A 22,518-nucleotide genomic window follows, 5' to 3' on the forward strand; every position below is an offset into this window, starting at 1 on the left:
AAATCGTATTGGCGGATACGCATGTGCAAAAGCAAGGGTACTTAGCAATACCGTTCGCAAAAAAGAAGAACTACGAAATACCTCAATTCAACAGGAGCGTGTTCGATGAGATTCAGCCATCAATTGCTAGCGCTAGCGATAGGTCTTAACAGCAGTCTTGTGTTGGCACAGGTCGAGCCGAAAGACGCCAGCGAACAAACCCGATTGGCCAATGCGGCGGTACTTAAAGAGCTTCCGTTCTCAGACAAGCAGGACTTTGAAGACGCCAAGAAAGGCTTCATCGAAACCCTGGTGCCGATGACGATTAAAGATGCAAAAGGCGCAACGTCGTGGGACCTGACCAGCTATGACTTCATCAAGGGCGAAGCACCCGATACGGTCAACCCGAGCCTTTGGCGTATTGCAGAACTGAACTTGAATAATGGGCTGTTCAAGGTGACCGACCGGGTCTATCAGATTCGCGGTTTCGACCTGTCGAACATGACGATCATCGAAACGGATAATGGGCTGATCATCATCGACCCGCTGGTAACCACTGAGGTCGCCAAAGCGGGCCTCGACCTGTACTACAAAAATCGTCCAAAGAAGCCCGTTGTCGCGGTGATCTATACGCACAGTCACGCAGACCATTACGGTGGTGTAAAAGGGGTTACCAACGAAGAAGATGTGAAGTCCGGCAAGGTCAAGATCATCGCCCCAGAGGGCTTCTTGGAAGAAGCCGTGAGCGAGAACGTGCTGGCGGGTAACGCCATGAGTCGTCGCACTTTGTATCAATACGGGGCTTTGCTGCCACGCAGCGCTCGGGGCCAGCTTGATGCCGGTCTGGGCAAGACTACGTCATTCGGTACGTTTACGCTGATTCCTCCGAACGACACCATCACCAAAACCGGCGAGAAGCGCACCGTCGACGGCGTCGAGATGGAATTCCAGATGGCGCCCGGCACCGAAGCGCCTTCGGAAATGCTGATCTGGTTTCCTCAGTTCAAGCTGTTGAACACAGCAGAGGATGCAACGCACACACTGCATAACCTCTATACGTTGCGCGGCGCGCAGGTGCGCAACGCTGCGAACTGGTGGAAAACACTCAACCAGGCCATTAATACCCATGGCGATCAGGTAGAGGTGGTTATCGCTCAGCATCACTGGCCGATGTGGGGGCAGCAACGCATCGTCAGCTTCATTGCCGATCAGCGTGACATGTTCAAGTACATCCATGACCAGTCGCTGAACCTGGCGAACAAAGGCTTCACCATGACTGAGATCGCCGAGCAACTGCAAATGCCGGACAGCACCGGCAAGCAGTGGCATAACCGGGGTTATTACGGCTCGGTCAATCACGATGCTAAGGCCATCTACCAGCGCTATCTGGGTTGGTATGACAGCAACCCGGCCAACCTGCACCCGTTGCCTCCAGTCGAGGCCGGCAAGAAGTACGTCGAGTTTATGGGCGGGGCGGACGCTATCATCACTAAAGCAAAAGCCTCGATTACCCAAGGTGATTATCGCTGGGCAGCCGAAGTGCTCAAGCATGTCGTGTTCGCAGATCCGACTAACCAGGAAGCGCGCAACTTGCAAGCCGATGCATTCGAGCAGTTGGGTTATCAAACCGAGAACCCGACCTGGCGTAACGAGTACCTGATGGGTGCCTATGAGCTACGCAATGGTGTGCCGAAAGTGCCGGGCATCAGCACTTCCAGTGCCGACATGGTTGCCGCAATGAGCCCGGAACTGTTACTTGATTACTTGGGTGTGCGGCTCAATGGGCCCAAAGCGATTGGCAAGGAACTGCGCCTGAATTGGAAGCAGCCGGACGGCGCTCATTATGCTGTCGAGCTACGCAACGGGGTGGTCATCTACACCGCCGACAAAACCTTTGATAAAGCCGATGCCACTTTGACCGTAGACAAACTCGGGTTTGCTGGCCTGATGATGGGTGGTCTTACGCTGGAGAAGGAAGTTCAAGCGGGCAAGGCCAAAGTCGAGGGTGACGCAGACAAGGTCAACGAACTGCTGGCATTACTCGATACGTTCCCGACCATGTTCGACATTGTCACTCCCTGAACCGGACCTACGCCCCGGCAGCGAAGGCCGGGGCTCGCTCATAGCTAAACACAGCGAGAACGAATCATGATGCAAAACCCATGGATCTCAAGTTCGGCCCTAGTGGGCATCATCTTCGGTTTATCACCGCTTTGCGCCCAAGCTGACAATGCCAGGGACTGGCAGAACTTGCCGACCGATCTGAACATGGTGTTCGGGTATTACAACCGCATCGACACCAATACTCCCATTGATACCTCGCTACCGATTAAAGGGCTTTCGCTCAACGCGAATCTCTATATCGCTCGGTACGCTCGCTCTTTCGCTGTTGACGGACGCAACAGCGCAATCCAGATCTTGCAGCCTTACGCCGACATCTCCGCTTCATTCGACAACGCCCGTTTCTTCGACGGTACGAAACACAACGGGGGAATGGCGGATACTCAGGTGGTGCTGGTGCACAACCTGTTCGGCGGCCCAGCGCTCACGAAGGAGGATTTCGCAAATTGGACGCCTGAGACGTTCTTGACAGGTGCACTGTGGATCACGGCGCCAACGGGCGATTACGACAAGGATCGGGTGATCAATATCGGGTCGAATCGTTGGGCCTTCAAACCAGAAATCGCTTTCGGAACGCCTATAGGCCCCACGTGGCTGGAACTCAATAGCTACGTCTCGCTCTATGGCGATAATGACGACTACCAAGGCAATGGAAAACTCGAACAGAAGGCCTTGTACGGCGTGGAAGGGCATTTTAGCTACACCTTCAACCGTGCGCTCTGGGCATCGTTGGACGCCACCTACAACCGTGGAGGGGAAACCAGGATCGATGGGGACTGGCAGGACAACAAGCAGGAGAACGCCCTGCTTGGCGCCAGCGTCGGCTTTATGCTTTCGCCTCAATTCGGTGGGTTGATTGCGTATTCCGATACGGTTTCTGAAAGAGCGGGCTCTCCCGACGTAAACACGTGGACATTACGCCTGCAATACGCCTGGTAAAAAGGGCATCGGTGAGCAGAGCACTGAAGGGTGGCCGGCTATCCGCTCGAAGTTTTTACCGTCCAGACAACGTTCCATGGATAGCTGATGTACGTGAGCGGCTTTGTACGATGGGACGAGAACAGCGACACGTTCAGAGCAAAACAGTCACTCGGGTAATCGAAGACCTCAACGGCCCCAACGGCCTGTGTTTTTCTTCCGATGAAAAAACCCTGTACGTCGTCGAAGGACGCGCCAAGCCCAATTGCCTGATCTGGGCGATCGCCGTGATCCCAAGGCCGACCTGGAAAAACTCGACGGCGTGCGCGTTTTCAATCCGCAGGGCAAGGCCATCGGGCACATTTCGCTGCCGGAGCGCTGCCCGAACCTGTGCTTCGGGGGGCGCGAAGGGAGTCGGCTGTTCATGGCCAGTAGCCATTCGATCTACTCATTGTTTGTGAACACGCGTAGGGCTACGTTTAGGTTGTAAATACGACAGTCTTCTAACGATGGTTCCTTAAATAGGGTGATCTGCTGTGAGTGAGGGGCTTGAAGACATATTGGCTGAGCAGTTGGCGGTGGTTTTTTGCGGAATCAACCCCGGCATGACCGCTGCCGCCCAAGGGCATCACTTTGCGGGCCGGGGCAATCGCTTCTGGCGCACGCTGCATCTGGCCGGGTTTACGTCCGGGCAAGTGCCTGCGCAATGTGATCGAACGATTCTTGAGTACCAGTGCGGGTTGACCGCCGTGGTCGAGCGGCCGACGGCCCGCGCCGATCAGTTGTCCAGGCAGGAGTTCAGCGCAGCGGCAGCGGCTTTCGAACAGAAAATCGCTCGTTATGCACCGCGTTATGTAGCGTTCCTCGGCAAGGCGGCTTACTCGGCGTTATCCGGGCAGCGCAACGTGGAGTGGGGGCCTCAGGCTAGAACTTTCGGCAATGCCGCGGTGTGGATCTTGCCCAATCCCAGTGGCCGAAACCTGGCGTTCAGCCTGGAACAATTGGTGGTTGCCTACCAACAGCTCAAACAGGTCGCGATCGGTCCCGCCCCAGCCTTGAACCCACCACCATTCGTCTAGACCCCGGCACTCTGCCCGCTGCGCCGCCTCTGAATATCAAGCGCGGATATCCCGGGCGTTAGAACGGAGAGCCAGCATGCACATCAACGAAGATGCACCAGGCAACATTTCCCAGCAGGAATCCACTCGCAGTACGGATAACGAAACAGGGCACGATCCGAAGCGTGATGAGGATGGAATACCGCTGCCGCCAGACGACGAGGCGCCTCTGGAGGAGGATATGTCGGATGTGGATGCGGCCGATTCGGTGGCGAGTGAGCATCCGGATAACTAATGTTTGATTCAAGCTTCTGAACCCGGCCTGGTGCCGGGTTTTTTTTGGATTCAGGGTTCATGGTGGGTGCTGGTGGGGCGTGATCGGGCGGGACTGAAGAGGGGACTGCTGCGCAGTCCAGCGGGAGCAAGCTCCCTCGCCACAGGGGGCGTGCGGATTGGGAGTGAGGGTTTTTCGACGAATGACGTGTCTAGATCAAGGGTTTCAGGGCGGTCAGGGTTGTCATCGGAGTTTTAGCGGTCTACCCTGAAAATGTATGAATTGTTACAGACAATTTCGGTGGGGCTGTTTTCCAGTCACACGACTTCAGGATGAGGAACGAAAAATGTTTTCGCACGAAGGTACTGCATTAGAGCTGTTGACCCTGGTTTTTGCTGTGACAGGCCTGCTCTTGATAGCCTGGTTTTTTCATCACCAGTACGAACTCAGAACGCGAAAGCGTGTAAAAAAACAACATTCTCTGGATAAGCAGCACTCAGCGCAAAGCCGCTGACTGCCCATCACCCTGCGCCAGCCTTGCGGCTGGCCTCAGCCCGCCGGTTCGGACCGGCTGATTCGCTGTTCCTTGACTTCGTGTGCGTAGGCTTCAAGACGTTTCTGCTGGGCGCCTAACAGGGCGCATACCTTCAGCAGCTGCGCGGCCTGATCATGCGCGTTTAAGCCGGCCGCCATGGCAGTCAGTTCAACCACAGACCAGCCGATGACAGCGCTGGCATCCTCAAGGTCGTAGAACAGTTCCTGTTGCGCGGTCCTGGGGCCGTCCAGATTGTCGATCAACGTGTCCACCCTCTTGATTTGAGTAATGCATGGGCAAAGAAAAGCCCGCGATGGGGGAGCGGGCTAAAGGGGTGTTCATGTAGGAGCTGGGATAACCATAGAGGCCTGTCTGTGAAAGCTTTGTGAAATGCAAATGGCGGGGAAATAAAAGTGTATTCCTCGATCCACCGCCAGCTGTATGGGGCGATTAGCCGCGCAAGTCTCTACTGTCACAGGCATATCAACCCCGCTTGGATGCCGCGTCATGTTCATGTCCGCCAGTCTCTTGTCAGCCTTTGCGCTGTTCGCCTTCGTGTCTTCGATTACGCCTGGGCCCAACAACACCATGTTGCTGGCCTCCGGGGTGAACTTCGGGTTTCGCCGTTCCATTCCCCATGCGTTGGGGGTCAGCATCGGTTTCATGCTGCTGGTGATTTGTGTGGGGTTGGGCTTGGGGGAGGTGTTCAAGCTATTTCCATGGGCCTACACGCTATTGCGCTACGTCGGCGCTGCCTATTTGCTGTACCTGGCCTGGAAGATTGCCAATGCCGGCGGCATGGCTGACAGCAATGACGAGCAGGGCAAGCCGATGACCTTTCTCGGCGCGGCGGCCTTCCAGTGGGTCAATCCCAAGGCGTGGATCATGGCGCTGGGTGCGATCACCACCTACACGCCGGCCGAGGGTTACGTGACCAATGTGCTGGTGATTGCGTTGCTGTTTGCCGTGGTCAACTTGCCGAGTGTGTGCGTGTGGGTCGGCTGCGGCAGCGGTTTGCGCAGCGTATTGCGCGAGCCGCGCTGGTTGCGGGCGTTCAATTGGACCATGGCGGGCTTACTGGTGCTGTCGTTGTATCCAATGCTCGTTGTGGGGTAACCGCCCCATCAGACCGGCGAGATGGTTGCGAGCAAGCCGATGCCGATGGTCAACACCAGAAAACCGAACAGGAAAATAGCCATCTTGGTCATAAGGCCTCCGAAGGGAAGGGGACGACAGGAATGTCGGGATGGCGCCATTGTCCGCTTTGCGCGGTTTTCGGTACAGACGCAGATGATGCGTAAAAAACCGTATCAGATAGCGCGGCGGCGGCTAAACCGCGGGTTTTCACGCCTCGCCGGCTTTTAAAGATCAGCCGCACGGGTTGAGACAGTGACCGCGTTTGCCCCTAAGATAGCGCCCATCGCATTAACAATAAAAGTGGGCCAACCCTCGATGGAAAGACGCCAGTTCAGCGGTGGCATGAAGGGCAAGAACCTGCGCTACCTCAATGACGATCTCCCGCAGCCGGCCGCGGCCACCCGCATCGGCTTCCTGCTGCTCGAACACTTCTCGCTGCCTGCCTTCACCCAGACCCTCGACACCCTGGTCACCGCCAATCTGCTGCGCCCCGAGCTGTTCGCGTCACGCACGTTCGGTTGGGACGAGGGTGAGGTGATCAGCGATCTGGGCCTGGTCATTCGCCCCGATGCCAGCCTTGAACTGGCAGCGTTGCCGACGTTGGACTTGCTGGTGATCTGCGGCGGATTTCGCACCGAACTCAAGGCCAGTGAGGACTTCATCCACATCCTGCGCGCGGCTGCCGAACAGGGCATCGGGCTCGCCGGCCTGTGGAACGGCTCGTGGTTCCTCGGCCGCGCCGGGTTGCTGCAGGGTTATCGCTGCGCCATCCACCCGGAACATCGCCCGGCGCTGGCGGAAGTGTCCAAAGCCGCCCAAGTGACCAGCGAGCCCTTCGTAATCGACCGCGACCGCCTGACCGCTTCCAGCCCCTCGGGCGCCTTCCATATGGCCCTGGACTGGATCAAGAGCCTGCACGGCAAGGCGTTGGTTGAGGGCATCGAAGACATCCTGGCCTTCGAAGAGTCGCGCTACAGGCGTATCAAGCCGACCGAGAACGTCTGCGTCAGCGCACCGCTGCGCGAAGTGGTCAAGTTGATGGACGCCAACCTCGAAGAGCCCCTGGAACTCGACCAACTCGCCGTCTACGCCGGCCGTTCCCGCCGCCAGCTGGAGCGCTTGTTCAAGGAACAACTGGGCACCACGCCACAACGCTATTACATGGAGTTGCGCGTGACTGAAGCGCGGCGCCTGTTGCAACACACCGAGCTGTCCCAGGTGGACGTGCTGGTGGCGTGCGGGTTCGTGTCGCCGAGTCATTTCAGCAAGTGTTACAGCGCGTATTTCGGATATCGCCCCTCCAGGGAGAAGCGGTTGGTCAAGTAGCATGGGCGCTGCAACGTTTTTTAAGGGAATGCCATGAACATCACGCTTTTGGATCGTTATCGCGGCAGTTTGCTTGGATTGGCCTGTGGCGATGCTGTAGGGACCACCGTTGAGTTCATGCCTCGCGGGACCTTTTTGCCCGTCACCGATATGGTGGGCGGCGGGCCGTTCAGCCTCAGGCCCGGCCAATGGACTGACGACACCTCCATGGCGCTTTGCCTGGCGGAAAGTTTGCTGCGCAAGGGCGGTTTCGATGCGGCCGATCAAATGGGGCGTTATCTGAACTGGTGGAAGTGGGGCTACCTCAGCTCGACCGGTGAATGTTTCGATATCGGCATGACCGTTCGGGAAGCGCTGGCGTCATTTGAGAGCAATGGCGACGCCTTCGCCGGGTCTACGGACCCGTATTCGGCTGGTAATGGTTCGATGATGCGACTCGCGCCCGTGGTGCTTTTTTACTTTCCAGACGCGGAAAAGATCCGCCAGTTCAGTGCGCTCAGTTCGCGTACCACTCACGCTGCCCAGGAAGCGATCGAGTGCTGCCAGTTGCTTGCCGAAGCCATTCGCAATGCCTTGAGCGGTGTAGCGAAAGATGAAGTGTTGCGCCTGGGAAACGCTGGGTTGTCAGCACCAAAAGTCAGGGAGATTGCTCTGGGTAATTATCGCGAGAAGGCAAAGACAGACATCGTGGGGTCGGGTTATGCGGTTGCCTCTTTAGAAGCGGCTTTCTGGTGCTTCAACACCACTTCCAGTTTTGCCGAGGCGGTACTCGCAGCGGCAAACCTGGGAGATGATGCCGATACAACCGCCGCCATCGTGGGGCAGTTGGCCGGCGCGTATTACGGTGTCCATGCTATCCCCATCGGTTGGCTGGACACGCTATACCTACGCGACGATATCGAAGAGACCGCCGATGGGTTATTTGCTGCCGCCTCGAAGCAATCATCTTAAGACGGAGGGAATGGTGCGGATCTATCAGAACCGCCCCAGTCGATATGCCTCCAACCCAGCTACCGCCTCACCGCAGGCCAACTGAGCGACCTTTTCCGCCGTCACCGCCGCCTGGGTCAACCCCAAATGCTGATGACCAAACGCAAGCAACACCTTGCCGTCGCACACCCGATCAATGATCGGCAACGAGTCGGGCAGCGACGGCCGGAAACCCATCCACGGTGTGGCGTCGTCGGCGTTCAGCGGCTGGCGGAACAGCCCGCTGCTCAACCGGTGCAACTGCCACGCCCGCTGCATGTTAGGCGGGCGTTTCAGTCCCGCGAATTCGACGGTGCCGGCCAGGCGCAGGCCGTCGGTCATGGGGGTCATGATGAATTTGCGCTCCAGCGAGGTGACCGCGAACGGCAGGCGCTGGTGTTCGTGGGGCAGCATCAGGTGATAGCCGCGTTCGGTGTCCAGCGGCACGCGCTTGCCGGTGAGTGCGGTGGTCAGCGCAGCCGAGTGGGCGCCGCAGGCGATCAGGACCTGGCGTGCGGTCACGGTGCCTTGATCCGTCGTCAGTGACACGCCGTTGTCGTCCACCCGTGCGTCCAGGACGCGCTGTTGCTGGAATTTCACACCCAGGGCCTTGGCGGCTTCAACCAGCTCGCCCACCACGGTGTAGGGGTCAAGAAAATGCCCGGTAGCGGGGAAGAACAGCCCGCCTTGTATCGCCTCGCTCAGTTGCGGCGCCGCTGCGTGCACCGCTTGCGCCGACCAGAACGTGACCGGCACGCCTTGCTGCGTCATGCGTTGCTGCAAGTCGTCCAGGGCGGCGCGGGATTCGGCGCGCTCAAACACCAGCAGCGAACCATCTTCGCGTAACAGTTGGGGTTGCCCGATGGACTGCAACAACCGCTGCCACGCGCCAATGCTGGCTTCGTTCAAGGCGCGGATGCCGGCGACGGTGCGCTGGTAGCGCGCCGGCCGCAGGTTCAGCAGCAGGCGCATGAACCAGGGGAGGGCGCGGGGCAGGTAGGTCCAGTCCAGGCGCAGCGGGCCCATGGGGTCCAGAAGCATGGCCGGCAGGCGCTTGAGGATCGACAGGTCAGCGATGGGAAACACCTGCTCGGTCGCCAGGTGCCCGGCATTGCCATAGGAGGCGCCCATGCCGGGCGCCTGCGCGTCGATCACCTGCACTTGCCGACCTTGTCGGGCCAGTTGCACGGCGCAGGCAACGCCGATGATGCCGGCGCCGACCACGACGATATCCGCTGAAGGGGGGTTGGCCATCGTCTATGCCTCTCTGCGGCCGTCGAGCAAGCGGCGCAACTGCAAGGGGTTGTCGTGCTGCACGGCGATGGGCAGCAAAGCGTCCGGGAAGTCCTGGTAGCACACCGGGCGCAGGAAGCGCAGGATCGCCGCCGTCCCCACTGAGGTGCTGCGCGCATCCGAGGTGGCCGGGAATGGTCCGCCATGCACCATGGCGTCGCACACTTCCACGCCGGTCGGCCAGCCGTTGACCAGCAGGCGCCCGGCCTTGCGTTCCAGCACCGGTAACAACGCCTGGGCCTGCGGCAGGTCAGCTTCATCCAGGTGCAGGGTGGCGGTGAGTTGGCCCTCCAGGTGTTCAGTTACCTGGCGCAGTTGTTCGGCATCGCTGCATTGCACCACCAGCGAGGCCGCGCCGAAGACTTCGGCTTGCACCTGTGAATTACTCAGGAAGGTCTCGGCCGAGGTCACGAACAGGTGAGGCTGGCCCTGGTTCGGTCCGGTCGCCGGTAGGCCTTTTGCGGCGACCCGTGCATGGTTGGCCAAGCTACTTGCGCCGCTTTCGTAGGCATTGAAGATGCCGGGAGTGAGCATGGTCTGGGCCGGGCAGCGCTGGAGCGCGGCGCTGGCGCTGCTGATGAAACGGTCCAGGGCAGGGCCTTGCACGGCGATCACCAGGCCGGGGTTTGTGCAGAACTGGCCAGCGCCCTGGGTCAGTGAGGCGACAAAACCTTCGGCCAATGCATCGCCGCGTGCGTGCAGCGCGTTGGGGAACAGATAGACCGGGTTGATCGAACTCATTTCCGCGTACACCGGAATCGGCTCGGCGCGCGCCTGGGCCGCCTGGGTCAGCGCGACACCGCCACGGCGCGAACCGGTAAAGCCCACCGCCTTGATGCGCGGGTCAGTCACCAGCGCGATACCCACTTCATGACCGGCGTCGTACAGCAGCGAAAACACACCGTCCTGCAAGCCACAGTGTTGCACCGCCTGGGCAACGGCGCGGCCTACCAGCTCACTGGTGCCGGGATGGGCCGGATGGGCCTTGACGATCACCGGGCAACCGGCGGCGAACGCCGAGGCGGTATCGCCGCCGGCCACCGAGAAGGCCAGGGGAAAGTTGCTGGCGCCAAACACTGCTACCGGGCCCAGGGCAATGTGGCGTTGGCGCAAGTCGGCACGGGGCAGGGGCTGGCGCAGGGGTTGGGCGGTGTCGACCCGTACATCCAGCCATTCGCCCAGGCGTACTGTGCGGGCAAAGCTGCGTAACTGCCCGCAGGTGCGGCCGCGTTCGCCCTGGATACGCGCGCGGGGCAGGCCGGTTTCGGCAACGGCGCGCTCGATCAGCGCATCGCCGAGGGCTTCAATGTTGTCTGCGATGGTCTCGAGAAACGTGGCGCGGTCGGCCAGGGAGGTTTCGCGGTAAGTGTCGAACGCGGCCCACGCCAGTGCGCAGGCCTGCGCAACCTGCTGGCTGTCGCCGCCGGCATAGGCGGGTTCCAGTGGCGTGCCGGTGGCCGGGTTGATGGCCCGGATCGCCTCGCGAGTGCCGCAAAGGGATTGCTGACCGATCAGCATGTTGCCCGTCAGAGTCATGGAGTCATCCTGTAAAACACAGAGGAAATGTAGGCGCGAGCCCTTTTTTGTAGCGAGCAAGCGCCCTCGCCACAGCGATCAGTCGACGTTCTGCTCAGCCGACCAATTGGCGTACCACTGGCGGAACAGCGCGTACTGCTGCTCGGCATAGCGGCGCTGAGCGTCGCTGAGTACGTCGGTTTCGTTAAAATGCAGCGCATAGCCCTGGTCGCCATTGAGTACCATCAAGTGCTTGTAATACAGCACCAGGTCGCAGCCTTCATCGAACGACGACAGCACCGCCAACGCCGCTTCCAGTTCGCGCGCCTGACGACGGGCCTTGGCGTCGCCCTTGGCGGCTTTTTTGCTCAAGGCCACCAGTTGCAGCACTTCCCGTGGCAGCGCGTTGCCGATGCCAGTAATAGCGCCGGTGGCGTTGCAATTGACGAAGCCGTGCACCACTTGGGTGTCGACACCGACCATCAGGGTCACGTCATCGTCCTGGGAGGTGATGTGTTCCGCCGCATAGCGCAGGTCGGCGCCGCCGCCAAATTCCTTGAAGCCGATCAGGTTCGGGTGCTCGCGGCGCAGTTCGAAGAAAAGCTCGGCGCGGGTGGCGAAACCGTAGTACGGGCTGTTGTAGATCACCGCCGGCAGGTTGGGCGCCGCGTTGAGGATCGCCGCAAAGTGAGCCTTTTGTGCGGTGGCGGAGGCGCCACGGGACAGCACGCGCGGAATCACCATCAAGCCCTGCGCGCCGACCTTGGCCGCATGCGCGGCGTGGGCCACGGCCTCGCGGCTGTTGACCGCGCCGGTGCCGACGATGGTTGGCACGCCGGCGGCCACCAACCGCGCCACGCCTTCCTGGCGCTCGGCCTCGGTGAGCAACGGCCAGTCGCCCATGGAGCCGCAATACACCACGGCGCTCATGCCGATATCGATCAGCTCGCGACCCTTGGCCACCAGGCCATCGAAGTCCGGTTTGCGCGCTGGGGTGCACGGCGTCATCAGGGCGGGCATGCAGCCGGTGAAAATGTTGTCGCTCATGGTGCTGACTCCTTGGTACTTGAGTATGAGAAGGGGCTCAGATGCCCCAGGCAAAAGGGTCCTGCTCGTCGATCAGCAAGGTGCTGTCGGCGGTCATGTGGGCGCGGCCGGTGATGAAGGGGCGCACGCGTTCGCCGTCCCATTCATAGCGGGCCTGGAATTGGCTACCGGTGATGCTGGCCTGTATCCAAAGCTCGCCGGGGCTGAGGGTACCGTCGGCGGCCAGGCAGGCGAGCTTGGCACTGGTGCCGGTGCCGCAGGGCGAGCGGTCATAGGCCTTGCCGGGGCACATCACGAAGTTGCGGCTGTCGGCATCGGCGTCATCGGCGAACAGTTCGATGTGGTCGATCAGCGCGCCGTCTGCGCCGTGGATGCCCTGGGCTTCAAGGGCCTTGAGCATGGCCCAGGTGTAGTCGGTGAGGGCGTCCACATTGCTCATCTGCAACGCCTGGCCGTGGTCAGAGACCAGGAAGAACCAGTTGCCGCCCCAGGCGATATCACCCGCCACGGGGCCATGGCCAGGCACGTCCACGCTGACTTGCCGGCGATAGCGATAGGCGGGGACGTTGCGCAGGGTCACCGCGCCGTCGTCGTGCAACGTGGCCGCCACCGGGCCAACCGGTGTGTCGAGGGTGTGCACGCCAGGCTCGATAAGCCCCAGGTAATGCAGCGAGGCGACCAGGCCGATGGTGCCGTGGCCGCACATGCCGAGGTAGCCAGCGTTGTTGAAGAAAATCACGCCACAGGTCGCGCCGGTAGTGACCGGCGCGCAGTACAGCGCACCCACCAGTACGTCGTTGCCACGCGGTTCCAACAGGCAGGCGCGGCGCCACTGATCGTGGTGGTTGCGCAGGTCGTCGAGTTGAGCGGCGATCGTGGCGCCCGCCAGCGCGGGGAAGCCGTTCATGATCAGGCGGGTGGGTTCGCCGCCGGTGTGGGAGTCGATTACGTGCAGGCGTTTCATGCAAGGCTCCATCAGTGAGTGGCCGCGCAGAGCGGGATGTTGTAGCGGTCATCGCTGACGGCTTCGCTTTCATCGTCTTCGCTTTCCAGGCGCACCAGGTGGGCCGGTACGCCGGTGGCGGCGCCCCAGTAGTAAATGCCCAGGGCGCAGACCGCCACGGCGACGGTGTCGAACGGGTGGCTGATCAGGCCGATGCCGCCAAAACTGCCGAGCTTGGAGAGCAGGATGGTCAGCGCGTAGAAGCCGATCAGCCAGGCCGAACAACGCACTTGTTGCTTGAGATTCAGGTGGGCGGTGGGCACCCAGCGTGCGCAGAGCAGGTACACCACGAACATCAGGATTTGCAGACCGAGCAACCAGGACACCGTGCTCCAGCCCGACCAGTACACAATCAGCGCGGCGATGATGAACGACAGCGGGCCGAGTACCGCCATGCCCTTGACCCGGAACGGGCGCGCCAGCTGCGGTGCATTGCGGCGCAGCGCGGCGACAGTGACCGGGGCCACGGCGTAACTCAGGATCAGCGCGGCCGAGACCACGTTGATCAGCGCTTCCCAGGACGGGAACGGCAGGGTCCAGAACACCGACAGGCCAAACGTCAGCCACAACGCCGGGCGCGGGATGCCGGACTTCTCGTCGATGTGGGTGAAAATCTTGAAGAAGGTGCCGGTCTGCGCCCAGCCATACACCACACGCGGGGTGGCATTCATGTAGATATTGCCGCAGCCGCTGGGGGAGATCACCGCATCGGCCACCACCAGGTAGGCCAGCCAGCCCACACCGAGTGTCAGGGCGATATCGCGATAGGGCAGCGCCAATTCCTGGCTGATCCCGGCCCAGCCATTGGCGAGCATCTCGGTGGGCACGCCGCCCAGGAACGCGGTTTGCAGCAGCACGTAGATCGCCGTCGACAGCAGCACCGAAAGGATCAACGCAATCGGGATGGTGCGTTGCGGGTTCTTCACTTCACTGGCCACCGAAATGATCGGCGTCAGGCCCAGGTAGGCGAAGATCACGCCACCGGCCGACACCGCCATCTCAATGCCCGACAGCCCGAACGGCGCAAAGCCATGCAGCTGGAAATTCGCCGGCTTGAAGAAGGTGAACAGCACGCCGATCACCAGCAATGGCACGATGAACTTGAACACGCTCACCAGGTTATTGGCGATGGCGAAGGTCTTCACGCTGCGGTAATTGAGGATGAAGAACAGGCACAGCAGGGCAAACTGCACCAGCCAGCCCAGGGTGGTCGGGTCGCTGGAGCCGGCCTTGGTCAGCTCGGGAAACCACGCCGCAGCGTATTGGCGCGAGGCGACCACTTCAATCGCCACCAGGCTGGAAAATGCGATCAGCGTGATAAAACCCATCAGGTAGCCCAGCAGCGGGCCGTGGGAATACACCGGGTAACGCACCACGCCACCGGCGCGGGGCAGGGCGGCGCCAAGTTCGCAGTAGACAATTCCCAGCAACAGCACCGCGAACCCGCCGATCAGCCAGGAAATAATCCCGGCGGGACCGGCGATGGCAGAGACATGGCTGGCGGCGAACAACCAACCCGAACCGAAGATGGCCCCCAGCCCGATAAAGGTGAGGTCCATCAGTGACAGCTGTTTCTTGAACTTGCCTTGGCCTGACATAGCGGCGCCTTCTTGTGAGTTATTGGATAGGCATGCAGTGGCGCTATCGTGAACCCGATGGGAGGGCGGCGATTGATGTTTTGCGGTGGGATGGATGACGAATTCAGCACAATCGCCGGTGCTCGACAGCGTCGCGGGCATGGGGCAATCTGCTCGGCGTCGGGGTCTGAAACGGGCGATGAACGTCATGGTGCAGCAGGTATTTGCGAGTCTTTTCCAGGGCAGTCGCCCCCACAGCATCGAGCAGTTGCTGACCGGCGCGGCGCAGTTGTTGCCGTTGCTGGACGTGATCCCCAACGCGGCGATTTTCATCAAGGACATCGACGCCCGCTACGTGCTCGCCAACCGCACCCTGGTGCAGCGCTGCGGCCTGCGGCAACTGCAACCGCTGCTGGGCAAGACCAGCGCCGAGGTGTTCCCCGCGCAACTGGGGCCGGGCTATACCGAGCAGGACCGACGGGTCCTGCAAGAGGGTCTGGTGCTGGAAGACCAGCTTGAGCTGCACCTCTACGGCAGCCGCGAACCGGGCTGGTGCCTCACGCACAAATGGCCGCTGTATAACGAGAGTGGCACGATCATCGGCCTGGCCGGCATTTCGGTCGACCTGCAATCGGCCAGCGAAACCCACCCCGCCTACCAGCGCCTGGCGGCGGTGGACGAGCACATCCGCGCCCACTTCAACCGCCGCGTCACCCTCGGTGAGCTGACGCGCATCGCCGGCATCTCCGTGGCGCAGTTGGAGCGCTACTGCAAGCGCGTGTTCCACCTCACGCCCCGGCAAATGATCCAGAAGGTGCGGCTGGAGCATGCCCATCGATTGCTGCACACCGAACTGCCGATCACCGAGGTGGCGTTGCAGTGCGGTTACACCGACCACAGCGCGTTTACCCGCCAGTTCAAGGCGTCGACGGGGTTCACGCCCAGGCAGTACCGGCAGGCGACGCATCCAGTGTGGGAGGGGGCTTGCTCCCGATAGCAATGGGTCAGTTATAAATGGGCCGGCTGACACTCCGCTATCGGGAGCAAGCCCCCTCCCACAGTCAGATCTGCATTTCAATGCAACGAATCGCTTCGCTCGTCGCTCCTATGCTTACGAGTAACCTCTCACGACCACAGGTATCAGGCTTATGACGGCGGCGGACAACGATCATGTGAATTGGCTGGTGCAGCGCTCCATGCTGCACGCGGCGCGCCAGCGGGCCAAGCTCTATTCGGGGCAGGGGCGGATGTGGCAACAGCCCTTTGCGCAAACCAGGCCGCGTGATGCGTCAGCCTTGTCCTCGGTGTGGTTCACCGCCTATCCGGCATCAATCGTCACCCGCGAAGACGGCACCGTGCTGGAAGCGCTGGGGGACGAAGCCTTGTGGCATGCGTTGTCGAAGATCGGCATCCAGGGTATTCACAACGGGCCATTGAAGAAATCCGGCGGTTTGTCCGGCACTGACTACACGCCGACCATCGACGGTAACTTCGACCGCATCAGCTTCGACATCGACCCGCTACTGGGTACCGAGGCGCAGCTGCAGGCGCTGACGCGCATGGCCGCCGCGCACAATGCGGTGATCATCGACGACGTGATCCCTTCGCACACCGGCAAGGGCGCGGATTTTCGCCTTGCGGAAATGGCCTATGAAGACTACCCCGGCCTGTACCACATGGTCGAAATCCGCGATGAAGACTGGGCGTTGCTGCCAGAAGTCGCCGAGGGCCGCGACGCGCAGAACCTCAGCCCGCAGCAGGTGGATGCGCTGCGCGACAAGCACTACATCGTCGGCCAGTTGCAGCGGGTGATTTTCTTCGAGCCCGGCGTGAAGGAAACCGATTGGAGCGCCACGCCGGTCGTCGTGGGTGTCGATGGCAAGCCGCGTCGCTGGGTGTACCTGCATTACTTCAAGGAAGGCCAGCCGTCGCTGAACTGGCTTGATCCGTCGTTCGCCGCCCAGCAGATGATCATCGGTGATGCGCTGCACGCTATCGATGTGATGGGCGCGAAAATCCTGCGCCTGGACGCTAACGGCTTCCTCGGCGTGGAGCGCAAGCTCGACGGCAGCGCCTGGTCGGAAAGCCATCCGCTGTCGATCACCGGCAACCAGTTGCTGGGCGGGGCGATTCGCAAGGCGGGCGGTTTCAGTTTCCAGGAGCTCAACCTCACCGTGGACGACATCGCCTCCATGTCCCACGGCGGCGCCGACCTGTCTTACGACTTCATCACGCGGCCGGCCTACCAGCACGCGCTATTGATGGGCGACGCTGAATTCCTGCGCCTGATGCTGCGCCAGATGCACAGCCTGGGCATCGACCCTGGCTCGCTGATCCATGCCCTGCAAAACCACGACGAACTGACCCTGGAGCTGGTGCACTTCTGGACGCTGCATGCCCATGACAGCTTCCTGTTCCAGGGCCAGACCTTCCCCGGCAACATCCTGCGCGAGCACATCCGCGAGCAGATGTACGAACGCCTGACCGGTGAGCACGCGCCGTATAACCTTAAGTTCGTCACCAACGGCGTGTCCTGCACCACCGCCAGCATCATCACCGCAGCCCTTGGGATTCGCGACCTGGACGCGATCACTGCGGCCGATATCCAGCAGATTCGCCAGATCCATTTGCTGCTGGTGATGTACAACGCCATGCAGCCTGGGGTGTTTGCGCTGTCCGGCTGGGACCTGGTGGGCGCGCTGCCATTGGCGGCCGAAGAGGTCGCACACCTGATGACCGATGGCGACACTCGCTGGGTTCATCGTGGCGCCTACGACCTGGTGGACCTCAACCCTGATGCCGAGCTGTCGGCTGGGCAGATGCCGCGGTCCAGAAGCCTGTACGGCAGCTTGAACAGCCAATTACAGGACCCGGACTCATTCGCCTCGCAACTGCAGAAAATCCTCGGTGTGCGCCGCGCCTACGACATCGCCGCCAGTCGCCAGATCCTGATCCCGGACGTTGAACATCCAGGGCTGCTGGTCATGGTGCATGAGCTGCCGGCCGGCAAGGGCACGCAGATCACCGCGCTGAACTTCGGCGCCACGCCGATCACCGAATCCCTGAACCTGCCCAACATTGCACCGGGGCCGGTGGTGGATATCATCAATGAGCGCGTGGAAGGGGATCTGACGGAGGAGGGGACGTTTACGATTACGCTGGATGCCTACGAGGGGCTGGCGTTGCGGGTGGTGAGCAGTACGCCGATGTAAGGCTGGCAAGCCGGGATGAACGGCGTTCTGCGTCGTTCATCCCGGTGCGTTGCAATCAACGCCGTGTCAGGTCATCAGTGGCGCTTGTTCTTGTGTTTATGCTTGTTGCCTTTGTGTTTGCCGTCGGAACGGTGGCCGCTTTCGTCGTCCGCCAGGTTGTTGCCCAGCGCGCCGCCGGCTGCACCACCCAGGCCTGCGCCGATGGTTGAACCGGTGCTGCCACCCAAGTGATTACCGATGACTGAACCACCCGCAGCGCCGACCCCGCCACCCAGCGCCGCTTCGGTTCGATTGCCTCTCTGCGCACCCACCGCACCACCGGCTGCACCACCTACACCCGCGCCGATCGCCGCACCGGTCGAGCCACCGAGCTGCTGGCCGACCACATTGCCCAACACACCACCCACACCGCCACCCAGCGCGGAGGTGCCATCGCCGGCGGCCAGCGCCGACTGAGAAATCAGGACGCCCAATGCCAGGGCCGGGAGTGTCATTTTCATTTTGTGTACCTCTAGGGGCTGCGCACAGGCGTTTAAGGGGGTTAACGCACGCCTGGCACTGGATTAGAGCACACCCCAGGTATTTCGGTTCTCGCGGCAGCGTTTTGAGGGCGATAAATTTTTTTTGAAGGCCTCTTGAAATCGTTTTGCGCGTCCCTAGATTTTTGATCACGCGATGCCGCACACGGGTCGCGGACTAAATCACTTGGAGAAACTCAGGAGATTTTAAAAATGGCTACTACCCTTTCGTTGGCCCCACTGTTCCGTCAATCGGTGGGCTTTGACCGCTTCAATGACCTGTTCGAGTCGGCGCTGCGCAGCGAGGCTCCGAATTCCTATCCACCTCACAACGTGGAAAAGCACGGTGACGACGCGTACCGCATTGTCATCGCCGTGGCTGGCCTGACCGAGGAGGATCTGGATATCCAGGTCGAACGAGGCGTTCTGACGGTTTGCGGCGGAAAACGCGAAACCGACGAGAAGGTTGCTTACCTGCACCAGGGCATCGCCCAGCGTGCTTTCCGGCTGTCGTTCCGCCTGGCGGACCACATCGAAGTACGCGGCGCATCCCTGAACAACGGGTTGCTGAGCATCGACCTGCTGCGCGAGGTGCCTGAAGAGGCCAAACCAAAGCGCATCACGATTGGTGGCGAGGCAAAGCCTGAGTTGCGTCAGGTAAGTGTGCAGTAAGGTAATCGGCGGTAAGAAGGCGCTCTGCGGAGCGCCTTTTTTGTGCTTGTCGTTCTGTTCTGAATAAGGGTTACGCCTTCTAATCTGTTTTCAGGAGGATGTAATGGAATCAGCGGTTCTACTCCAGTTGCGAGCGAATGTTTTGGCTCGACCTGGCAAACGTATGGCTCGTCATATAGAGCAATAAACTGGTAGCAATAACCCTGCTTTGTTTCTCCATGAAAATTGAGTTTATGAAGAATTTTTTAGGTCGCGCTCGCAGGTGATTCACACTCGATATTCTCTCTGGCGCAATTGGATTTCGAGTCATCAAATTTAATTTCGAATAATCAGTACTTTAGAGAAAACAGAGGTAACGAATAGATATTCATCGCTGCGATTTTTATTAGGTTCCTATCATTTCTTTCAAGCTGTCTATTCCAAAACGGTCTTTTGTCGAGAAATCTCGGGCATGCTTTATTGCTCATGGATGTAACAAATTGTTTCAATTTTTTTGCCGTTATTCGGCGCCTACTAGGGGGCTTTCTGTCGGCGAACAGGTGAATACCGTTCGTTGCGACGCAGTGGGTTAAGCCTGGGACATTGATGATTTTGCGTGTGTCTGTTCGACGCATTGCAAACAAGGGATTTGCACAATTATCGAGGCTTGAACCCATGAATCATGTGATCAACTCCATACTGGAAAATGCATCGACTCGCCCCTCAATCGGCCATACCAACCCCGCGTTACTGCATGACGTTCTATGGCGAGCATTGGAGCAGGCGCTCAAGGCAAACACGGATGACGATGCCTCCCAAACCCCGCACACTCGCGCCTGCCTGAGGATCTTCGCTGAAATCGATACGCTGTCGTATCTGGACAAGGCTGATTCTAAATTGGCGGCTGCCTTGGGCAAGGCGTTTTTCGAATCCCGCTCCAGTAAAGACGTCGAGGCGTTCTGGAAATTGTTGCTGATCAAACAACTGCTGTTCGAATTGTCGGTCAGGAGTGTAGCGACCCAGATTGCCTCGCAGGCCAGCCTGCCCCGTCAGCTGATTACGCTTGACCCTCAGTTGATTGCTGCGCCGTCTGGGGTAAATATCAGCCTGGGGCTGCTGTGCAAAGAGACCGATCAGCTCAAGCATTCCGTCGTGCGGGTCTTGCAGAAACTGGCACAGCACGTCGAAGACCGTGGCCTCAAAAAGCCTCAAGTCACTGCGCAGATCCTGCTTGAGCTATACAACGCCGTGTGGTCGGGCAGTAATGGCACCGATATCGAGTCGCAGATTTTTTACGCCGACAGTGTGTATGACGCGTTGCCCGACGTGCATCATGCCTTGGGCCTGGCGCCACAGGACAAATGGCTGACGTTGTTCACCTGGTTATACGGCGACAAGGATGGCCGCCCCTATGACACCAATCAGCACACCGAAACCCTGGTCGTGGCGCTTGAAACTGCGCTGCGCAATCGCTACATCGCTGATATCGACAGCCTGATCAAGGACGGCGGCGCACGGCATCGCCTGGAAGAGATTCGTGCACGCCTGGGCAAGGATCAACCCAGGCATTTCGAGCATCCCGCCGAACTGATCGACGCCCTGGGTAGCATCCGTTTATACCCAACCGGCCGCCATCGACCGTCTGCTGCTGCGCGTGCATGCGTTTGGCTTTCACTACATGGATATCGAGTTTCGCGAAAACGCGGAGATGTTCAGCAGCGTGGTCGATGAGATTCTTTCCAGCCAATGGCTGGAAACCATCGGGCTGGGCCAGGGCCAGCACTATCACCAACTGGATGAGCGTGCGCGACAGGCCGCGCTTGAGGTTGCGCTGGAGGGCGGGGAGGCCCAAACCCCCGCTGCGCTGTGGCAAGGGTATCTGCAACGCACTACTTCGATTTACGCCAAGAAAGCCAAGCAATACGCCAGCCAGGATTACATTGCGCTGATGGAGCAGGACCCGAGCTATATCCGCATGCACGATGCGCGCAATGCGCTCGAGCGGTTTGAAATGATCGACCGTTATCGCGATCGGATGATAATCCACGGGATCGCCGAGTACACCTCGGCTCTCAGTGCGCTGGAGGTGCTGTTTTTGATGAGGGCGGCCCAGGTACGGGACGGTATTGACATCGCCCTGCAACCCGAAGACTTGGCAGGTGCCGAGCGCACGCTTGCCACGGTGCATGAGCTGTACGAAAACCCGTTGTACCGGGCACATCTGGCAACGCGGGGCAACCGCCAATACATCACATTTGGCCCCAGCGACACTGGCAAGCAAGGCGGCAAGGCCATGCACAAACTGAACATGGCGATTGCTAACCAGCACAAGCTGATCGCGGCCCGTTACGGTATCGAGGTGGTTGCCCACGTCATCATGGGCGCAGAACACGCACGGTGTAACGGCGTGATTGCCGAGACCTTGCAGGAGTTCGGCGCGCTGGAGGGACCGGAAACCCGGTTCATGCTGGCCGGTTGCGCGGAAATGCGCGCTCATCTGTTGACCCGCAACCAGTCCGTCGGCTTCCTCAGCCAGTTGTATCGTATGCACGCCGAGCCCCAGCTGCAGCCTTCCGAGGAGGTCATTGCAGGCAGAATTCAACGCTGGGCGCAGGTGGTACGGCGCTATCAGGCAACGTTCTTCGAGCACCCGGCGCTGCCCTCTCTGCTGCGGGACCTGGCGCGATTTGATGTGGTCAGGGCCACGGCCAAGGGTACCCGGCCGCCTTCTCGTATATTCAACATCAAGGTCTTCGAGTCGCGACCCGATGCGATTCGGGCGATTCCCTGGACCCGCGCCTTGCTGGCCGGTGGATTGCACAGCGAACTGATCGGCGTCGGGCAGTTCGCGCAAGAGCCGGCAACGCACTTGTCGAAGGCGTTCAATGAGGATGAGAGCTTTCACACCTACGTCAAAGGCATGGCCTATGCCATTGCGCGAACCGATCTCAAATGTGCGTGGCTGACTTTGACCGGTAGCATCCCGGAAAAGGCCCACATTCTGGCGCTGGCCGAAGCCTTGAAGACTGAAGCCGTCGGCACCGCTGAACAGCTGCTGGCCAGCCTGCATCTGGAAGTGATCGAAGGTAAGCGCTTTGTGTACAAAGCCAGCACCGGTACTGAGCCGGCGGACCCGTGGCGAATCAAGGAAGGCAGCTTGCTTAAACTGTGGCCTAGCCTCAAGGCAGAGGTCTACCGCAAGGAAAAGAACCTGAGAATTTATCGGTTGTTTCTTATCTATGCCAAAAGCAATCCCGAGTTCATCCAGTCTTCATCGCTGAATGATTTCTACAGCGGGTTCCTTGCGGCCGTAAGTACCGATGTGGGTCTGGTCGATCCCACAAGCGCCCACCATTTCAGCTGGTGATTAACCTCGATACCCAGG

At 60.1% G+C, this 22,518-nt stretch carries 20 protein-coding genes and 1 pseudogene; 14 read left to right on the forward strand and 7 right to left on the reverse strand.

Features of this window, described 5'->3' with window-relative positions; translation table 11 throughout:
- The first annotated feature begins 105 nt into the window (after positions 1-105).
- The 6 genes and pseudogenes from QF045_RS15475 (at position 106) to QF045_RS15500 (ending at position 4,864) form a co-directional block, all read left to right on the forward strand.
- Entirely contained in the window at positions 106-2,061 is a 1,956-nt protein-coding gene (locus QF045_RS15475) for an alkyl/aryl-sulfatase (protein WP_306492966.1), read from the forward strand.
- A 69-nt stretch (positions 2,062-2,130) separates the two neighbouring features.
- Positions 2,131-3,039 (forward strand): transporter, encoded by a 909-nt coding sequence (locus QF045_RS15480; protein WP_373424482.1) that lies wholly within the window; start codon positions 2,131-2,133, stop codon positions 3,037-3,039.
- A 137-nt stretch (positions 3,040-3,176) separates the two neighbouring features.
- Positions 3,177-3,508: pseudogene (locus QF045_RS15485) on the forward strand (SMP-30/gluconolactonase/LRE family protein); the annotation flags it as partial.
- A gap of 46 nt (positions 3,509-3,554) precedes the next feature.
- Positions 3,555-4,097, forward strand: coding sequence for a G/U mismatch-specific DNA glycosylase (gene mug, locus QF045_RS15490; protein WP_306492968.1), 543 nt, complete (start codon positions 3,555-3,557; stop codon positions 4,095-4,097).
- Between the two features lie 76 nt (positions 4,098-4,173).
- The gene (locus tag QF045_RS15495; protein ID WP_306492969.1) at positions 4,174-4,371 is read left to right on the forward strand and encodes a hypothetical protein; all 198 of its coding nucleotides are present in this window, start codon (positions 4,174-4,176) and stop codon (positions 4,369-4,371) included.
- Positions 4,372-4,696: 325 nt separating this feature from the next.
- Positions 4,697-4,864, forward strand: coding sequence for a hypothetical protein (locus QF045_RS15500; RefSeq protein WP_306492970.1), 168 nt, complete (start codon positions 4,697-4,699; stop codon positions 4,862-4,864).
- Between the two features lie 35 nt (positions 4,865-4,899).
- On the opposite strand, the gene QF045_RS15505 is transcribed toward QF045_RS15500, so the two are convergent.
- A complete protein-coding gene (locus QF045_RS15505) occupies positions 4,900-5,157 on the reverse strand; it encodes a hypothetical protein (RefSeq protein ID WP_306492971.1) in 258 nt (85 codons plus the stop codon).
- Between the two features lie 235 nt (positions 5,158-5,392).
- On the opposite strand from QF045_RS15505, the gene QF045_RS15510 reads away from it, so the two are divergent.
- From QF045_RS15510 to QF045_RS15520, 3 genes are all read left to right on the forward strand, one after another.
- Positions 5,393-6,001, forward strand: coding sequence for a LysE family translocator (locus QF045_RS15510; RefSeq protein ID WP_306492972.1), 609 nt, complete (start codon positions 5,393-5,395; stop codon positions 5,999-6,001).
- Between the two features lie 363 nt (positions 6,002-6,364).
- Entirely contained in the window at positions 6,365-7,348 is a 984-nt protein-coding gene (locus QF045_RS15515; RefSeq protein ID WP_306494903.1) for a GlxA family transcriptional regulator, read from the forward strand.
- 33 nt (positions 7,349-7,381) lie between these two features.
- Positions 7,382-8,299 carry an ADP-ribosylglycohydrolase family protein gene (locus tag QF045_RS15520; RefSeq protein WP_306492973.1) on the forward strand — a complete coding sequence of 306 codons (918 nt, stop codon included), beginning with the start codon at positions 7,382-7,384 and terminating at the stop codon, positions 8,297-8,299.
- A gap of 24 nt (positions 8,300-8,323) precedes the next feature.
- Here the strand turns inward: QF045_RS15520 and QF045_RS15525 are convergent, their stop codons facing one another.
- The 5 genes from QF045_RS15525 to QF045_RS15545 form a co-directional block, all read right to left on the reverse strand.
- The gene (locus tag QF045_RS15525; protein WP_306492974.1) at positions 8,324-9,571 is read right to left on the reverse strand and encodes an FAD-binding oxidoreductase; all 1,248 of its coding nucleotides are present in this window, start codon (positions 9,569-9,571) and stop codon (positions 8,324-8,326) included.
- 3 nt (positions 9,572-9,574) lie between these two features.
- Positions 9,575-11,146 (reverse strand): aldehyde dehydrogenase (NADP(+)), encoded by a 1,572-nt coding sequence (locus QF045_RS15530; protein ID WP_306492975.1) that lies wholly within the window; start codon positions 11,144-11,146, stop codon positions 9,575-9,577.
- 78 nt (positions 11,147-11,224) lie between these two features.
- The gene (locus QF045_RS15535; RefSeq protein ID WP_306492976.1) at positions 11,225-12,172 is read right to left on the reverse strand and encodes a dihydrodipicolinate synthase family protein; all 948 of its coding nucleotides are present in this window, start codon (positions 12,170-12,172) and stop codon (positions 11,225-11,227) included.
- A gap of 37 nt (positions 12,173-12,209) precedes the next feature.
- Entirely contained in the window at positions 12,210-13,136 is a 927-nt protein-coding gene (locus QF045_RS15540; protein ID WP_306492977.1) for a 4-hydroxyproline epimerase, read from the reverse strand.
- Positions 13,137-13,147: 11 nt separating this feature from the next.
- The gene (locus QF045_RS15545; protein WP_306492978.1) at positions 13,148-14,773 is read right to left on the reverse strand and encodes an APC family permease; all 1,626 of its coding nucleotides are present in this window, start codon (positions 14,771-14,773) and stop codon (positions 13,148-13,150) included.
- A 187-nt stretch (positions 14,774-14,960) separates the two neighbouring features.
- Between QF045_RS15545 and QF045_RS15550 the strand changes: the two genes are divergently transcribed.
- The gene (locus tag QF045_RS15550; protein WP_306494904.1) at positions 14,961-15,749 is read left to right on the forward strand and encodes an AraC family transcriptional regulator; all 789 of its coding nucleotides are present in this window, start codon (positions 14,961-14,963) and stop codon (positions 15,747-15,749) included.
- Between the two features lie 151 nt (positions 15,750-15,900).
- A complete protein-coding gene (treS, locus tag QF045_RS15555; RefSeq protein ID WP_306492979.1) occupies positions 15,901-17,964 on the forward strand; it encodes a maltose alpha-D-glucosyltransferase in 2,064 nt (687 codons plus the stop codon).
- A gap of 74 nt (positions 17,965-18,038) precedes the next feature.
- On the opposite strand, the gene QF045_RS15560 is transcribed toward treS, so the two are convergent.
- On the reverse strand, positions 18,039-18,464 hold the full coding sequence (locus QF045_RS15560) for a hypothetical protein (RefSeq protein WP_306492980.1): 426 nt from the start codon (positions 18,462-18,464) through the stop codon (positions 18,039-18,041).
- 231 nt (positions 18,465-18,695) lie between these two features.
- Here QF045_RS15560 and QF045_RS15565 point away from each other — a divergent pair, with 231 nt between their 5' ends.
- The 3 genes from QF045_RS15565 (at position 18,696) to QF045_RS15575 (ending at position 22,500) form a co-directional block, all read left to right on the forward strand.
- Positions 18,696-19,154: an Hsp20 family protein gene (locus QF045_RS15565; RefSeq protein WP_306492981.1), complete on the forward strand. Its 459-nt coding sequence runs from the start codon at positions 18,696-18,698 to the stop codon at positions 19,152-19,154.
- 654 nt (positions 19,155-19,808) lie between these two features.
- Positions 19,809-20,864, forward strand: a complete 1,056-nt coding sequence (locus QF045_RS15570; RefSeq protein ID WP_306492982.1) for a hypothetical protein — start codon at positions 19,809-19,811, stop codon at positions 20,862-20,864.
- On the forward strand, positions 20,812-22,500 hold the full coding sequence (locus tag QF045_RS15575; RefSeq protein ID WP_306492983.1) for a phosphoenolpyruvate carboxylase: 1,689 nt from the start codon (positions 20,812-20,814) through the stop codon (positions 22,498-22,500). Before QF045_RS15570 ends, QF045_RS15575 begins: the two co-directional genes overlap by 53 nt.
- Positions 22,501-22,518 lie beyond the last annotated feature (18 nt).

It is taken from the genome of Pseudomonas sp. W4I3, from assembly GCF_030816195.1.
GTDB lineage: Bacteria > Pseudomonadota > Gammaproteobacteria > Pseudomonadales > Pseudomonadaceae > Aquipseudomonas.

What these genes read in the sequence shown, in the direction of transcription:
- QF045_RS15475 (WP_306492966.1), top strand. Translation starts at nt 106, where the DNA reads ATGAGATTCAGCCATCAATTGCTAGCGCTAGCGATAGGTCTTAACAGC.
- QF045_RS15480 (WP_373424482.1), top strand. Translation starts at nt 2,131, where the DNA reads ATGCAAAACCCATGGATCTCAAGTTCGGCCCTAGTGGGCATCATCTTC.
- QF045_RS15495 (WP_306492969.1), top strand. Translation starts at nt 4,174, where the DNA reads ATGCACATCAACGAAGATGCACCAGGCAACATTTCCCAGCAGGAATCC.
- QF045_RS15500 (WP_306492970.1), top strand. Translation starts at nt 4,697, where the DNA reads ATGTTTTCGCACGAAGGTACTGCATTAGAGCTGTTGACCCTGGTTTTT.
- QF045_RS15510 (WP_306492972.1), top strand. Translation starts at nt 5,393, where the DNA reads ATGTTCATGTCCGCCAGTCTCTTGTCAGCCTTTGCGCTGTTCGCCTTC.
- QF045_RS15515 (WP_306494903.1), top strand. Translation starts at nt 6,365, where the DNA reads ATGAAGGGCAAGAACCTGCGCTACCTCAATGACGATCTCCCGCAGCCG.
- QF045_RS15520 (WP_306492973.1), top strand. Translation starts at nt 7,382, where the DNA reads ATGAACATCACGCTTTTGGATCGTTATCGCGGCAGTTTGCTTGGATTG.
- QF045_RS15525 (WP_306492974.1), bottom strand. Translation starts at nt 9,571, where the DNA reads ATGGCCAACCCCCCTTCAGCGGATATCGTCGTGGTCGGCGCCGGCATC.
- QF045_RS15530 (WP_306492975.1), bottom strand. Translation starts at nt 11,146, where the DNA reads ATGACTCTGACGGGCAACATGCTGATCGGTCAGCAATCCCTTTGCGGC.
- QF045_RS15535 (WP_306492976.1), bottom strand. Translation starts at nt 12,172, where the DNA reads ATGAGCGACAACATTTTCACCGGCTGCATGCCCGCCCTGATGACGCCG.
- QF045_RS15540 (WP_306492977.1), bottom strand. Translation starts at nt 13,136, where the DNA reads ATGAAACGCCTGCACGTAATCGACTCCCACACCGGCGGCGAACCCACC.
- QF045_RS15545 (WP_306492978.1), bottom strand. Translation starts at nt 14,773, where the DNA reads ATGTCAGGCCAAGGCAAGTTCAAGAAACAGCTGTCACTGATGGACCTC.
- QF045_RS15550 (WP_306494904.1), top strand. Translation starts at nt 14,961, where the DNA reads ATGGTGCAGCAGGTATTTGCGAGTCTTTTCCAGGGCAGTCGCCCCCAC.
- treS (WP_306492979.1), top strand. Translation starts at nt 15,901, where the DNA reads ATGACGGCGGCGGACAACGATCATGTGAATTGGCTGGTGCAGCGCTCC.
- QF045_RS15560 (WP_306492980.1), bottom strand. Translation starts at nt 18,464, where the DNA reads ATGAAAATGACACTCCCGGCCCTGGCATTGGGCGTCCTGATTTCTCAG.
- QF045_RS15565 (WP_306492981.1), top strand. Translation starts at nt 18,696, where the DNA reads ATGGCTACTACCCTTTCGTTGGCCCCACTGTTCCGTCAATCGGTGGGC.
- QF045_RS15570 (WP_306492982.1), top strand. Translation starts at nt 19,809, where the DNA reads ATGAATCATGTGATCAACTCCATACTGGAAAATGCATCGACTCGCCCC.
- QF045_RS15575 (WP_306492983.1), top strand. Translation starts at nt 20,812, where the DNA reads ATGGATATCGAGTTTCGCGAAAACGCGGAGATGTTCAGCAGCGTGGTC.